Genomic DNA, 13,911 nt, shown 5'->3' with positions numbered 1-13,911 from the left:
ATCGAGTGGACCAGCCAGATCGTGGGCGGGCCGTTCAACAACTTCACCGGGCTGTGGCATCTGGCGGGGCAGTATCGCGGCAGCCTGCCGCAGGGTGCGCCCGCGGCGGCGTCGATCGCGCCGCAGGCCCCGGGCTCGGCTCCGCCTGCCGCGGCCCAGGCTCCGGTGGCTACGGCCCCGGCTCCGGCGGCCGCAGAACCGGGCGCGCCGCAAGCGCCCGCGGCCGCAGCCCCGGCGTCCCAGCCCGCCGCCGCACCGGCATCGCCGGTTCAGGCCGCGCCGGTCCTGGCGACCAAAACCGTGGAAATACCGCGCGGGCAACGCTATCCATGGCTGGTGCCGGTCCTGCTGATCGTCGCGATCATCGGCACCGGCGTGTTCTTCGGCGCGGACCGCCTGGTCCGAATACGGCGATGAGCACCGTGTCCGCGTTCTCGGGCCTGCCCGCCTACTCCGAATTCGTCTCCCAGGTGGAGCGGGCGCCCGAACGAGTCACGGCGCGATGGCCGTTCGCCGTGCTGGCGGCACTCGGCGTGCTGCTGGTGGCCGCGCCGGTGGCCACGGGCATGTTCCCGCGCGCGGTGCAGGGCGAGGCCATGATCGACGCCTTCGGCCCGTACGTGACCGAGCAGAGTATCGACGGCTACCGCTCGGATCTGCGGGTACTGGACGACGCCCGCACGAATATCGTTACCCTGCAGTCGGTTTCGCCGCCAGCGGGTGAGTATCCCCGCGTGGATCAGTTCGTCCGGGACTATCCGGGCATCCGGACCGATATCTCGTCCATGCTCGACGCGATCGACACCAATCGCGGAAACTACCGGACACTCTCCGGCACAGCGCCTTTCGGCAGCCTGCCCTGGTTGCTGGCATTGCCCGGCGTGGTGCTGATCGGTGCCGGAATCGCCGGTTTCCGCGCCGCCGGGAACGGCTCGCGGGCCAGGACGTGGCGGGCCTTCGCGGGGTTGGCGGGTCTCGCGCTGGTCGTGACGCCCTTGGCGGCAGGGCTTTTCGCGGCGGGTCCGGCCGCGCAACCGGTCATCGACGGGTTCCGGCCGATCCTGACCACCGAGCACGTGCGCCGGGTCCAGGGCTATTTCGTCACCCTGGTCGCCGCGGACGGCGAATTGAACAGCCGCTACGCCGGGGCGGTTCGCGCCGCGCACCCCGAGGCCGATCTCTCCGGCATCACCGCGCTGGAGAACCGCTGGCAGCCCATGACCTCCCGCTTCGCGGCGCTGGTCGGCACCATGAACGACAATATCGGCAATTTCGACGCCGTCGTCGCATTGAACGACGTCACCCACCCGCTCGGGTTCACCGCTTTCCGCGGCCTGGCGTGGGGCTTCCTGATACCGGGCCTGCTGGTCACGGGCCTGGCCCTGGCCGGGCTTCGGCCATTCCGAACCGGCTCCGGCCGAACCGATTCCACCGGAGGTGAACCGGAATGAGGTTCTCACGTCCCAGTACCCGGGTCCGCGTGGCAGCCGCCGTGCTGGCCGCCACCGCGCTGTTCACCGCGGGCTGCGGTAGCGCCGATTCGCCGCAGTCCGCCAGCGGCCCAGAGCAGTTGGTGGGCCTGTTCCGGTTCACCCCTGGCACCGTGGACGGAAATACCGTGCGCGGCACCTGGTTCCGCATGGTGCAGCCGGGTGGCACCCCCGACAATGGTCCGTACATGCCCAATGGCGACTCCCCCGCGCAGGGCGGTTCCACCACCCTGCTGGAGCCGGGCACGGCCGGTGGACTGCGGGTGGGCGGCTATCAGAGTGAGCCCAAACCCGGTTTCGCCCAGGGCAATTCACTGTCGGATTCGATCACCAAGCCGACCAAGTTCTTCGCCGTCGAGTTCGGCATCTCCACCAATCCGGTCGATCCGCAGACCCAGCGCCAGGTGCCGCCGCCGACGGTGGTGAACAACGGCGGCAAGCTCACCGCCGATCTGTCGGCCTGGGCGGCGTCCTGGAACGACCAGGAGTTCAACCAGGGTGCGCCCAAGCCGCCGGAGAAGCAGGGCGCGCAGGTGGCCGGCGCCGAGCAGGTGCAGAAGGCCTGGGACTGGGTCGCCCACCAGTGGTTCGACCGGCCGAAATCCGATGCCGCCCAGGGCCCCTCGGCCACCGGCAGCTACGACCCGAAAACCCGCGCGTTCACCCTCCAGTGGACGAGCCTCATCGTCGGCGGGCCTTTCAACGGCTTCACCGGCGTGTGGCATCTGGAGGGCGTCTACGAACACCAGGAGCCGAACCCATGACCATCGCCGACTCGCCCCGCCGTCCCGCCGCGGTCCATGCCCTGCGCGCGATCGCCGCGCTCACCGTGGTGGGCAGCGCCGCCGCGGCCACCACGCTGACCGTGCGCGCCGACGAGCGGGTGCCGACCATCGTGGTGACGGGCGAACAGGCCGCCGCCGCACCGCAATCCGCGGCGACCGCGGTGACCGTCGCACCCGCTCCGATTCCGGCGGGACCGGCGGCGAGCCCGGGTGCACCGGCGGCTCCCGCCGCCGTGCCCTCGGGTAATGCTCCGGCGGCCGCGGTGCCGTTGGGTAATGCCCCAGGCGCCGCCGTACCCCTGGGCACCGCCCCGGGCAGCACCGTCGCGCTGAGTCCCGATGCGCAGGCGCCCGCGAGCAGCGTCCCGCTCGGCCAGAGCCCGGCCGCCGACGGCGCCGTACCGCTCGGCGCGGGCAGTCCGTTCGCGACGGTCGCGGTCAACACCCAGCCCGCCTGCCCGCTGGGCTGGCCCGCACCGAAGCAACAGGGCGGCCTGGCCTCGTTGATCGGTCTGGCCCCGCTGGCGGGCCCGTTCTCCTCGGAAGCGTTCGCCCTGGGTTCGGTCTATCAGCCGATCCTGCAGTTGGTCGGCCCTGTCCTCGCCGAGATCGCGCCGGTCATCACGCGCTACCAGCCCCTCATCGATCCGATCATCAGCCAGGTCCAGGGCGTGGAAGCCATTGTGCTGCAGGCGATCCTGCCCTACTACGGCCCCTACCGAAGCCAGCTCATCGCCGCCGAGGGCGACCTGGCGAAAGCCCTCGCCCCGGTGCTGAACAACATCTACAACAGCGAGATCGCCTCCTGCTTCGTCGCCTGGCAGGGGCAAATCATCGATCAGGCCAAGGGCGGCCGCATCACCGTCGCCTCACTCGCCCACCCGGGCACCGTCGTCGAATTGGGCCCCGAGAACTGAGCTCGGGGCCCCGAAAACGGTCAGGCGCACAGGGCCCGGGTGGCCGGTACGACCTCACCGATCCAGCGGCGCAGCTGGGTTTCGTCGGCGGACTCCGGCCAGTACACGAAGGTGTCGAACCCGGTCTCCGTGGCGAAGTCGGCCAGGATTCGAGCCCAGCCCGCCGCGTCGGTGCGGATCTTCTCCTCACCCCGGAGGGTGACCGGGCCCGGGGTGTCGGTGATCGTTCCGACCAACTGCGCCATCCGCATGATGTCGGCCGGTTTACGGCCCGCATCGATGGCGGAAGCGGAGATGATGTCCTGTGTCGCTTGCCATTTCTCGTACGGGAGGTAATGCGGGATGGGTGCGGCCCAGCCGTCGGCGATGCGCCCGGTGAGGACATTGGCCTTCGGACCGACACTGCCGAACCAGATGCCGACGGGATGCGCCGGGGCAGGGCCGGATTGGACGCCGTGCACCCGATAGAGAGCGCCGTCGACCTTCGCCTTAGTGCCCGGCTGCCACATGGCACGAATGATCGCGGTGGCCTCCTCCAGCGCTTGCAGCGCTTCAGGATTCGTGCGCGTCGGCCCACCCATCGCACTGATCGCGGGCCAGAAAGCCCCCGCCCCCAACGCAAGCTCGAACCGCCCCCCACTCAACAAATCCAATGTCGCCGCCTGCTTCCCCAACATGGCCGGCCCACGCAACGGCAAACTCGCCACATCCGGAAACACCCGCAGCCGTTCGGTTTCCGCCAACACCGTGGCAATCACCGCAAACGTATCCGCCAACCCACCCGAATACGGATGATCCTGCACCCCGAGCAGCTCCAGCCCCTCCCGGTCCGCCTCCTTCGCCATCTCCCGCAACCGCGGCAGCTCGGTCACCGTCGGCGCCAACTGAATTCCGAATCGTAGGTCCACGCCGCGATCATGCCAGTCGAACCCGGGCGAGTCAGCCGCGGTGGCCGAGCCGGGGTGGAGGACGATGGTGGGTATGGACAGCAGGGTGATCGAGGTGAAGACCGGGCGTAGCGAAGTCGTCCACGATCTCACGCCGCAGTGTGTGGACTTCCTGGGCGAGGTGGCGAGTGGCGATGACGGGCTGCTGCACGTGTTCGTACCGCATGCCACCGCGGGGATCGCGTTGATCGAGCTGGGTGCGGGGAGTGATGAGGATCTGCTGGCGGCGCTACGGGACCTGCTGCCTGCTGATGATCGGTGGCGGCATGCGCATGGGTCGCGGGGGCATGGGCGGTCGCATGTGATGCCTGCGCTCATCGCGCCGTACGCGAGCGTGCCGGTGTTGGCTGGGGAGTTGGCGTTGGGGACTTGGCAGTCGATCGCGATGGTCGATCTCAATGTCGACAATCCGGTGCGGCAGGTGCGGTTGTCGTTCCTGGCGGGGTGAGCCCACCCGCCGTCGGGCGTCTGTAGTCCTGCTAGACCGGTAGCAGGCGGGCCACGACGGCGGTTAGTTGCCGGGCGTTGCGGCATTCGTGCATTTCGATGATGTCGGCGTATTTGGTGGCCGCGGAGTCTCCTGTACCCCACATCTTTTCGGCTTCTGGATTGAGCCAGTAAGCGTGTTTGGCGGTGCCGACCAGCTGACGGAGTGTCTCGAGGGCGGGGTCGCGGTAGTTGGTGCGGGCGTCGCCGAGGATTAGGAGGGAGGTGCGGCTGGTTACGGCGTCGGGGAAGTTGGCAGCCAGGCCTTCGAGGGCAGAGCCGTAGTCGGAGTGGCCTTCGATGCCTACGACTTTGGATTCGGTGAAGATGCGGCGGGTGAGTTGGTCGAGGGGGGTTTTGGAGTCGAAGAGTTGGGTTACCTCGTCGGTTTGGTCTACGAAGGCGAAGATGCGGACTCGGGAGAATTGTTCGCGGAGGGCGTTGACCAGGAGCATGGTGAAGCTGGAGAAACCTGCCACCGAGCCTGAGATGTCGCACAGGAGAACGAGGTCGGGGCGGCCGGGGCGGGGTTTGCGGGTGACCAGGTTGACGGGGACGCCGCCGGTGGACATGGATTTGCGCATGGTCTTGCGCAGGTCGATCTCGCCGCGGCGGGAGCGGCGGCGGCGCGCGGCCAGGCGGGAGGCGAGGACTCGGGCCAGGCGCTGGCTGCTGCGGCGCAGCTCGTCGAGTTCGGTTTGGGAGATGCGCAGGAAGTCGGCGTCCTCGGCCTGGCGGGCGACGCCGTAGGTGGCGACGCGGTCGCGGCCGATGCGTTCGGCGACGCGGCGGCGGGTCTCCGCCTCGACGGTGCCGCGGAAATCCTTGATGCGCTGGCGCGCGGTGCGGCGGGCGACCTCGGCGTCGAAACCGGACGGGTCGAAACCGGCATTGTCCATGCCCTGCGCGAGACCCGCGAGGATCTTGCTCACCAGCAGTTCGGGCTGGAGGTCCTTCAACGTCTGATACGCGGAGAACGACGGCCCGCCCGCGGCCTGGTATTGGCCCATCTGCTCGACCATCTGCGCGGCCAGCGCCTGCAACTGCTGCGCCTGCTCCCCGGACGGATCCTGGATCAGCAACTCCGCCAGCATCTTCCGCAGTTCGAGAATGTCGACCATGCCGTCGGGCCGCATCGGCAACTCGACCTCCGCGGCCCCGACCCGCTCGCCGAGCGCGGCCGGGAACCACAGGTCGAACATGCCGTCGAAGGTGGAGCGCTGGGTGGTGCGGCGCAGCAGCGCGCAGGCCAGGCCCTCACGCAGGGCCTCGCGATCCATGAGGTCCAAGACGGTGAGAACCTGTCCAGCATCCACGGTTTCGGATGGCCCGACCGGAATCCCCCTGCCGCGCAAGGCTTCCACGAACCCGACCAGATGCCCTTGCAGCCCGTGCTCGGCCGTCGGCCCCGGCACCGTCACCGGTTTGGCGGGCGTGCCGCCCGAAATCGCCCGCATGGCAGCCGAAACCAGTCCGCGCTGCCGGTTCTCCGTCATGTCAGGCCAGCTTCAGCTCGGACTGCGCGCGCACATGATCGGCCTGATGCTTGAGCACCACCCCGAGCGTCGCCCGCACGGTCTTGTCGTCGAGATCCTTTGCCCCCAGGGCCAACAGCGTCCGCGCCCAGTCGATGGATTCCGCCACCGACGGCAGCTTCTTGAGCTGCATGCCGCGCAGCACGTGCACGATCCGCACCAGCTGCGCCGCCACCGCGGGCTTGAGCTCGGGCACCCGGCTGGCCAGGATGCGCCGCTCGAGATCCTCGTCGGGGAAGTCGATGTGCAGGTAGAGGCAGCGCCGCTTCAACGCCTCGGACAGCTCGCGGGTGGCATTGGAGGTCAGCACCACGAACGGCTTGCGCGTGGCGCTGATGGTCCCCAATTCCGGCACGGTGACCGAGAAGTCGCTCAAAACCTCGAGCAGCAGACCCTCGATCTCGACGTCGGCCTTGTCGGTCTCGTCGATGAGCAGCACGGTCGGCTCATCCCGCCGGATGGCGGTCAGCAGCGGGCGTTCCAGCAGGAATTCCTCGGTGAAGACGTCGGCTTTGGTTTCGGCCCAATCGTTTTCCGAGGACGCCTGGATGCGCAGGATCTGCTTGGCATGGTTCCACTCGTAGAGGGCGCGGGCCTCGTCCACGCCCTCGTAGCACTGCAACCGCACCAGCTCCGCACCCGCGACCTGCGCGACCGCCTTGGACAGCTCGGTCTTGCCGACACCGGCGGGACCCTCGATGAGCAGCGGCTTGCCGAGCCGGTCGGCGAGGAAAACCGAAGTGGCGGTGGCCTTGTCGGCCAGGTAGCCGGTGCCGGCCAGCCGCTCGATCACATCGTCGACCGACGAGAAGATCGGCTCCTGGCTGGGTGCGGTGGTCGGAGCCACGGGCGGTCCCTCCTTATTCGGGGGTCTGGGGGAAGCCCCCAGACCCCAATTCCAACCGGCGAAGCCGGGTTACCACTACACGGGCCGAATCTGGCCGTCGCCCCACACGATCCACTTGGTCGACGTCAGTTCCGGCAGGCCCATGGGCCCGCGCGCGTGCAGCTTCTGGGTGGAGATGCCGATCTCCGCGCCGAAGCCGAACTGCTCGCCGTCGGTGAAGGCGGTCGAGGCATTCACCATGACGGCGGCGGCGTCCACGCGAGCGGTGAACTCGCGGGCGGCCTTGAGATCGCCGGTCACGATGGCCTCGGTGTGCCCGGTGCCCCACTCGTTGATGTGCTCGACGGCCGCGTCCAGATCGTCGACGACCTTCAAAGCGATATCGAGGGACAGGTATTCGTCCGCCCAGTCGGTCTCGGTGGCGGGCACCAGCCCGGGCAGGTCACCGTGAATGGTGACCCCGGAGTCCTCGAGCGCCTTGATCATCCGCGGCACCGCGAAATCCGCTATGGCCCGGTCGATCAGCACCGTCTCGGCGGTATTGCACACCGACGGCCGCCGGGTCTTGGCATTGATCAGGATGGACTCGGCCATATCCAGATCCGCGTCCCGGTGGATGAAGACGTGGCAGTTGCCGGTCCCGGTCTCGATGGTCGGCACCAGCGCGTCGCGCACCACGGCATTGATCAGCCCCGCGCCGCCGCGCGGAATCACCACGTCCACCAGACCGCGCGCCTGGATCAGATGGGTCACGCTGGAGCGGTCCTCCGACGGCAGCAGTTGCACCGCATCGGCGGGAATCCCCTGCGCTTCCAAGGCTTCCCGCAGCACCTTCACCAGCGCCGCATTGGATTTGGCCGCCGAGGACGAACCGCGCAGCAGCGCCGCGTTGCCCGACTTCAACGCCAGTCCGAAGGCGTCCACGGTGACGTTCGGCCGCGCCTCGTACACCATGCCCACGACGCCGAGCGGCACCCGCACCTGGCGGATCTCCAGCCCGTTGGGCAGCGTCGACCCGCGCACCACATCGCCCACCGGATCCGGCAGCCCGGCCACCTGCCGCAGCCCCGAGGCGATCCCGTCGACGCGGGCCTCGGTCAGCCGCAGCCGATCCAGCAGCGAGTCGGCGGTGCCGCCGGCCTTGGCGGTCTCGATGTCCTCGGCATTGGCGGCGAGTACGGCGTCCTTGGCCGCGAGCAGCGCATCGGCCGCGGCGTGCAGTGCGGCGTCCTTCTGCGCGGTGGTGAGCTGGGCGAGCGTCCGCGACGCCACCCGAGCCCGGCGCGCCGAGTCGTGCACCACCTCGCGAACGGCGTCCCGGTCGGTGGTCGTGGGAGCAGTCATGTGAACAGATTACTTATTACATTCCGCCCCCTGTCGGGGCAGGTTGTTACGGTGGGGCCCATGACCGCGAGCATCCGGTTGTCCTCGGGCACCGGCAGATGGGTTCTTCTCGCGACCGTCCTCGGTTCCGGGATGGCCATGCTGGACGCCACCGTCGTGAATGTGGCGCTGCCCAGGATCGGCGACGAATTCGGCGCGTCCATGGCCGGACTGCAATGGACGGTCAACGCGTACACGCTGACGCTGGCGGGATTGATCCTGCTGGGCGGGTCGCTGGGCGACCGGTACGGGCGGCGGCGGGTCTTCCTCATCGGCGTCGTGTGGTTCGCCATTGCCTCCGCCTTATGTGGTGCGGCGCAGGATGTTTCGATGCTGATCGCGGCGCGTGCCCTGCAGGGTGTGGGCGGAGCTCTGCTGACACCCGGATCACTGGCCATCATTCAGGCCTCGTTCCGGCCCGACGAACGGGCCAAGGCGGTGGGCGCGTGGTCCGGACTGGGCGGCGTGGCCGGTGCGATCGGACCGTTCCTGGGTGGCTGGCTGGTCGAGGCCGCCGGTTGGCGCTGGGTGTTCCTGCTCAATATTCCGCTGGCCGCGGTGGTGGTCGCGGTGACGGCACGGCATGTGCCCGAGACCCGTGACACCGCGGCGCACGGCAAGTTCGACGTGCTCGGCGCGGTGCTGGCGGCCCTATGCCTGGCCGGGTTCACCTACGCGCTGACCATGGCCCCCGAACATGATGCGAATCGAATCCTGGTGTGGGGCAGCGCGATCGTGGGCGTCGTGGCGGCGGTCGCCTTCGTGGTGGTGGAGCGGCGGCGCTCGCGCCCGGGCACCGACCCCTCGGCCATGCTGCCCGTGGACGTGTTCGCCTCCAAGCAGTTCAGCGCCATCAATGTGGTCACCTTCGTCATGTACGGCGCGATGAGCGTGGTCTTCTTCCTGCTCGTGCTCACCCTGCAGGTGGTGGCCGGGTTCAGCCCGATCGCCGCGGGCACCGCCATGCTCCCGGTCACCGTCCTCATGCTGCTGTTCTCGGCGCGCTCGGGAGCGCTGGCCCAGCGCATCGGCCCGCGCTGGCCGATCACGATCGGCGTCCTGCTGGCCGCCGCGGGCATGCTGCTCATGACCCGCATCGGCATCCACACCTCGTATCTGCGCGATGTCCTGCCCGCCGCACTGGTTTTCGGCCTCGGCCTGGTCCTCGCCGTCGCCCCGCTGACCGCCACCGTGCTCGCCACCGCCGACGAACGCCACGCGGGCGTGGCCAGCGGCGTCAACAACGCGGTCGCCCGCGCCGCGGGTCTCCTGGCCGTGGCGGCCATTCCGCCGCTGGCCGGTCTCACCGGCTCGGCCTACAACGATCCGGCCGCCTTCGATCACGGCTTCCGCCTCGCGATCTTCACCTCGGTGGTCCTGATGGTCGCGGCCGCCGCCCTCGCCTTCTTCACCGTTCGCGATGACGCCCTGCGCCAGGCCCCGCCCGAGTGCGTACCCGAATGCCGCAGCTTCTCGGCCGTCGCCAGCCCACCGCTGGAACCCAACCGCACCCCGGCTCGAGGAAAACGGCTCGCATGACCGCACCCCGAATCGCAGTGGTGGGCAGCATCAATATGGATCTGGTGACGACCGTCGGCAGGCGGCCGGAGGCGGGCGAAACGGTTTCCGGGGACGGATTCGCGCTGGTGCCCGGCGGCAAGGGCTCGAATCAGGCGATCGCCGCGCGGCGGGCCGGGGCCGAGGTCGAGTTCGTCGGCGCGGTCGGGGACGACGTGTTCGCGACGGCGCTGCGGGATGTGTTGAGCGAGGCCGGGGTTGAGGTTTCGCGGCTGCGGACGGTCGACGGGCCCAGTGGCATCGCGACCATAGTGGTCGACGGGGATGGCGAGAACACCATCATCGTGGTGGCCGGAGCCAACGGCCGGATGACGGAATTGACCGCGGCGGAGCTGAAAACGATCGCGGCGGCGGATGTTCTCATGTGCCAGTTGGAGATTCCGGTGCCGACGGTACTGGCAGCCGCCCGGCACGCACGAGCGAACGGCACCACGGTCCTGCTGAATCCCTCTCCGGTGCGCGAACTTCCACCCGAGCTGTGGGCCGAGGTCGATGTGGCGGTGGTCAACGAGGGCGAAGCCGCCCACCTGGCCGAGGCACTCGCCCCTGTCCCCCACGTGATCACCACGCTCGGCGCGGCGGGTGCGTCCTATCGCGGACCCGACGGCGTCACGCTGTCGCATCCCGGCGTCCCGGTCAAGGTCGTGGACACCACCGGCGCGGGTGACACCTTCACCGGCGCGCTGGCCGCGCACTGGCACGAGGGACCGCAGACCGCCCTGGCCTGGGCGTGCACGGCGGGCGCGCTGGCCACCACCAAACTGGGTGCCAGCGCCTCGATTCCGGAGCTCGAGGAGATCCGCCGGGCGCTCGCCGACACCGCCGCGCGCTAGCCGGGTGTGATGATGGGGTTCAGGTTCTAGGAAAGGTGCGGGATGTCGCTGCGGCACGGGCTACTGGGATTGCTGGCGGAGGGACCCGCCAGCGGCTACGACCTGGCGCAGCGTTTCCAGGAGGCGCTCGGTCCGGTGTGGCCCGCCCGGCATCCGAAGATCTACTCCGAGCTCGGCAAGCTGGCCGAGGCGGGCATGATCGAGATCGACAGCGAGGGCGCGCGGGGGCGTAAGGCGTACCGGATCACCGAGACCGGGCTGGCCGAGGTGCGGCGGTGGCTGGTCGAGGAGGACGTCGATCACACGCTGCGGCTGGAACCGCTGCTGCGCTCGTTCTTCTTCTGGCTCATGGATCCGAAGGATCTGGACGAGCATCTCGAGCGCGAGGGCCGGTACTTCGGCGACACCGCGGCCATGTACCGCGAGCTGGCCCTGGCCAAGGACCGCGGCGAGTTCGGCGAGCTCGACCCGCACGCCAAGTCCAAGCGGATCGCGGTCGAGGCCGGAATCCGGCTCTACGAGGCGCTGGCCGAGTGGGCCGAATGGGCGCGCGACGAGATCGACGGGGAAAACAGCTAGCCCACAGCGGGATTCGAATCGAGCGGGATATCGCCATCCATTGACATGTACCAAGGGACATGTACTCTTGTTCATGTACCCGGGCATGCGTATCAACCGCGATTCGATCCGAGGCTTCACATGACAACAGCCACCAGCACCCGCGCGATCCTGCTCACCGGCGCGAGCGGCGGCATCGGCCGCTCCTGCGCACTTTCCCTGGCCGCCAAGGGATTCCACGTCTACGCCGGGGTCCGCACCGCAACGCCGGACCTCGATGCCACCGGCATCACCCAGCTCACCCTCGATGTCACCGATTCCGACAGCGTCGAAGCCGCCGCCGAACAGGTGGCGAAACACCAAGACGGACAAGGACTGCACGCCGTGATCAACAATGCGGGCGTGCTGGTCCAGGGCCCGACCGAACTGGTGCCGATCGCCGAGTGGCATCGGCAGTTCGAGGTCAATGTGCACGGCCCGGTCCGCGTCATCCAGCAGTTCCTGCCGCTGCTGCGCACGGGCGGCGGCCGGATCGTGAATGTCAGCGCGGCCAGCGCCCGGGTCGGGTTCCCCTTCCTGGGCCCGATCGGCGCGAGCAAGGCGGCGCTGGAATCGTATTCGGAATCGCTGCGCGTCGAGCTGGCGCCGTGGCGGATTCCGGTCTCGATCGTGCAGCTCGGGGCCATGCGCACGGAGATCTTCGCCAAGTCGGCCGCCGCGGCCGAAGCCGCACTGGCACAGGCGGATCCGCGGATGGTCGTCCTCTACAACCGCCAGCTCGCCGCGTTCGATCAGGCCGCGGCGAGGCAGCGCTACGCCCCGGTCGAGGTGGCGACAGGCGCGATCTCCCGTGCCGTCGAGGCGCGTCGGCCCAGGCCGCTGTACGTGGCGGGTTCGGATGCGCGACTCGCGGTCTGGCTCTCGCGCATCCCGGCGCGACTGCGCGACCGCGTCTTTCAGCGCGCGCTCGGCTTGTCCGGCATCGAGCCCGCCCCGGTGGCGTAGCGATCCTGGCAGCGGGCATAGCTGGTGTCGGGAACAGATGGCGGCGATCCGCCATTCCACCGACGTGGACATTCGACCAAAAGTTTGAACCGGGCGGACGTCCACAACGTTTCGCATCGGCACCGAAGACACAATCAGGAGATATGCCAATGGATTTGGGATTGCGCGGCAGAACCGCGCTCGTGACGGGCGCCTCGGCGGGCATCGGCGCGGAGATCGCGCGGGTACTGGCCGCCGAGGGCTGCCACCTGCACCTGGCCGCGCGCGGCAAGGAGAAGCTGGACGAGATCGCGGAGCAGCTGCGCGCCGAGCACGGCGTGGAGGTGCACACGCACCGGACCGATCTGCGGGCGGGCGAGGATATCGAGCGCCTCGCCGAGGTGGTCGGCGCGCCGGACATCCTGGTCAACAATGCCGGTGACGTGCCGGGCGGCAACCTCGCCACCGTCGACGAGGAGGCCTGGCGGCACGGCTGGGAGCTGAAGGTCTTCGGCTACATCAACTTGAGCCGCAAGATCTACGCGAGCATGAAGCAGCGGGGCCGGGGCGTGGTCGTGAATGTCATCGGCGCGGCGGGCGAACGCCCCGACGCCGACTACATCGCGGGCAGCACCGGCAATGCCGCACTCATGGCCTTCACCCGGGCACTCGGCAGCAAGAGCTGGCGCGACGGCATCCGGGTGGTGGGCATCAATCCGGGCCCGGTGGCGACCGATCGCATCACCAAACTCATCGACACCAATGCCCGTTTCGCCGAGATGGCCGCGGACTTCCCGTTCGGCCGCCCGGCCCACACCCGTGAAATCGCCGATATGGCAGCGTTTCTCGCCTCCGACCGCTCCGGCTACACCACCGGAACGATCATCACCATCGACGGTGGCCTGAGCCTGATCTGAACGCGCTCAGGCGACGGAGGTCTTCTTCCCCGTATACAGCCCGACCAGATCTGCCAGCTGTTTCCCGGCGCGCTCCAGGGGCGCGGTCGAGCGGGACGCCAGCGACATGACGACCGCGCCCTCGATGGCCGCCACGATGGTGGTGGCCAGCGAGCGCGCGGTCTCGGGCGCCACATTCTCGGCCTCGAGCCGCTCGGCGAGGATGCCCTCCCATTCGCTGAAGGTCTCCCCCGCCACATCCGCGGCCTCCGGCGATTCCGTGCGCCCGAGGGCCGCGGCCACGATCGGGCAGCCCGCGCTGAAGTCGGTGGACAGCAGCGTCTCGCGCCACATGGCCGGGAAGGCCGCGATGGCACTGGCCAGATCGCTGCCCGCGAGGACGGTCCGCATGAGGGCGCTCGAGGCCTGACCGGCGGCCCGGGTGGCCTCGGCGACCAGCTCGGATTTGCCGCCCGGAAAGTTCAGGTAGACGGACCGGCGCGAGATGCCGCTGTGGTCGAGCAGCTGAGCGATGCCGGTCCCGGCGATGCCATTGCAGCGCATCAGGGCGATGGCGCTGTCGATGAGGCGGTCGCGGGCACCCATGGACGGTTCCTCCTTGCTGTATACCGATCGGTGTACTACCGTTTTCGGATATACCGATTGGTCTAC

The 13,911-nt window shown here is 69.1% G+C and carries 14 protein-coding genes and 1 pseudogene; 10 read left to right on the top strand and 5 right to left on the bottom strand.

Annotated features, from left to right (window positions below; genetic code table 11):
• The 4 genes and pseudogenes from ON43_RS45745 to ON43_RS10790 form a co-directional block, all read left to right on the top strand.
• Positions 1-417: pseudogene (locus ON43_RS45745) on the top strand (hypothetical protein); the annotation flags it as partial.
• Complete coding sequence (locus tag ON43_RS10800) at positions 414-1,451, top strand: hypothetical protein (protein ID WP_051178254.1); 1,038 nt, start codon at positions 414-416, stop codon at positions 1,449-1,451. The pseudogene ON43_RS45745 and the gene ON43_RS10800, both read left to right, overlap by 4 nt.
• Positions 1,448-2,254, top strand: coding sequence for a hypothetical protein (locus ON43_RS10795; RefSeq protein ID WP_040806339.1), 807 nt, complete (start codon positions 1,448-1,450; stop codon positions 2,252-2,254). The genes ON43_RS10800 and ON43_RS10795 overlap by 4 nt, the downstream gene beginning before the upstream one ends.
• Positions 2,251-3,192, top strand: coding sequence for a hypothetical protein (locus tag ON43_RS10790; protein WP_040806336.1), 942 nt, complete (start codon positions 2,251-2,253; stop codon positions 3,190-3,192). The genes ON43_RS10795 and ON43_RS10790 overlap by 4 nt, the downstream gene beginning before the upstream one ends.
• Positions 3,193-3,212: 20 nt before the next feature.
• Here ON43_RS10790 and ON43_RS10785 read toward each other — a convergent pair whose 3' ends face one another.
• Complete coding sequence (locus ON43_RS10785; RefSeq protein WP_040806335.1) at positions 3,213-4,100, bottom strand: LLM class flavin-dependent oxidoreductase; 888 nt, start codon at positions 4,098-4,100, stop codon at positions 3,213-3,215.
• A 73-nt stretch (positions 4,101-4,173) separates the two neighbouring features.
• On the opposite strand from ON43_RS10785, the gene ON43_RS10780 reads away from it, so the two are divergent.
• A complete protein-coding gene (locus tag ON43_RS10780; protein WP_040806406.1) occupies positions 4,174-4,587 on the top strand; it encodes a YjbQ family protein in 414 nt (137 codons plus the stop codon).
• 31 nt (positions 4,588-4,618) lie between these two features.
• Here the strand turns inward: ON43_RS10780 and ON43_RS10775 are convergent, their stop codons facing one another.
• From ON43_RS10775 to ON43_RS10765, 3 genes are all read right to left on the bottom strand, one after another.
• Entirely contained in the window at positions 4,619-6,082 is a 1,464-nt protein-coding gene (locus tag ON43_RS10775) for a vWA domain-containing protein (protein ID WP_051178260.1), read from the bottom strand.
• 40 nt (positions 6,083-6,122) lie between these two features.
• Positions 6,123-7,007 (bottom strand): AAA family ATPase, encoded by an 885-nt coding sequence (locus tag ON43_RS10770; RefSeq protein ID WP_040806334.1) that lies wholly within the window; start codon positions 7,005-7,007, stop codon positions 6,123-6,125.
• A gap of 75 nt (positions 7,008-7,082) precedes the next feature.
• Positions 7,083-8,351, bottom strand: a complete 1,269-nt coding sequence (locus ON43_RS10765; protein ID WP_040806332.1) for a glutamate-5-semialdehyde dehydrogenase — start codon at positions 8,349-8,351, stop codon at positions 7,083-7,085.
• A 60-nt stretch (positions 8,352-8,411) separates the two neighbouring features.
• On the opposite strand from ON43_RS10765, the gene ON43_RS10760 reads away from it, so the two are divergent.
• The 5 genes from ON43_RS10760 to ON43_RS10740 all read left to right on the top strand — a co-directional run bounded on the left by ON43_RS10760 (position 8,412) and on the right by ON43_RS10740 (position 13,260).
• Positions 8,412-9,929: an MFS transporter gene (locus tag ON43_RS10760; protein WP_040806330.1), complete on the top strand. Its 1,518-nt coding sequence runs from the start codon at positions 8,412-8,414 to the stop codon at positions 9,927-9,929.
• Positions 9,926-10,801 carry a ribokinase gene (locus ON43_RS10755; protein ID WP_040806327.1) on the top strand — a complete coding sequence of 292 codons (876 nt, stop codon included), beginning with the start codon at positions 9,926-9,928 and terminating at the stop codon, positions 10,799-10,801. The genes ON43_RS10760 and ON43_RS10755 overlap by 4 nt, the downstream gene beginning before the upstream one ends.
• 42 nt (positions 10,802-10,843) lie before the next feature.
• Positions 10,844-11,380: a PadR family transcriptional regulator gene (locus ON43_RS10750; protein ID WP_040806325.1), complete on the top strand. Its 537-nt coding sequence runs from the start codon at positions 10,844-10,846 to the stop codon at positions 11,378-11,380.
• 120 nt (positions 11,381-11,500) lie between these two features.
• Entirely contained in the window at positions 11,501-12,364 is an 864-nt protein-coding gene (locus ON43_RS10745; RefSeq protein ID WP_040806323.1) for an SDR family oxidoreductase, read from the top strand.
• A 149-nt stretch (positions 12,365-12,513) separates the two neighbouring features.
• Positions 12,514-13,260, top strand: a complete 747-nt coding sequence (locus ON43_RS10740) for a short-chain dehydrogenase/reductase (protein WP_040806320.1) — start codon at positions 12,514-12,516, stop codon at positions 13,258-13,260.
• Between the two features lie 6 nt (positions 13,261-13,266).
• Here ON43_RS10740 and ON43_RS10735 read toward each other — a convergent pair whose 3' ends face one another.
• On the bottom strand, positions 13,267-13,845 hold the full coding sequence (locus ON43_RS10735; protein WP_040806318.1) for a TetR/AcrR family transcriptional regulator: 579 nt from the start codon (positions 13,843-13,845) through the stop codon (positions 13,267-13,269).
• Positions 13,846-13,911: the final 66 nt, after the last annotated feature.

The sequence above is a fragment of the Nocardia concava NBRC 100430 genome, assembly GCF_000308815.1.
Classification (GTDB): Bacteria; Actinomycetota; Actinomycetes; order Mycobacteriales; family Mycobacteriaceae; genus Nocardia; species Nocardia concava.
Note: the sequence above shows the minus strand (reverse complement) of the source record. Positions and strands in the feature narration are given on the sequence as shown.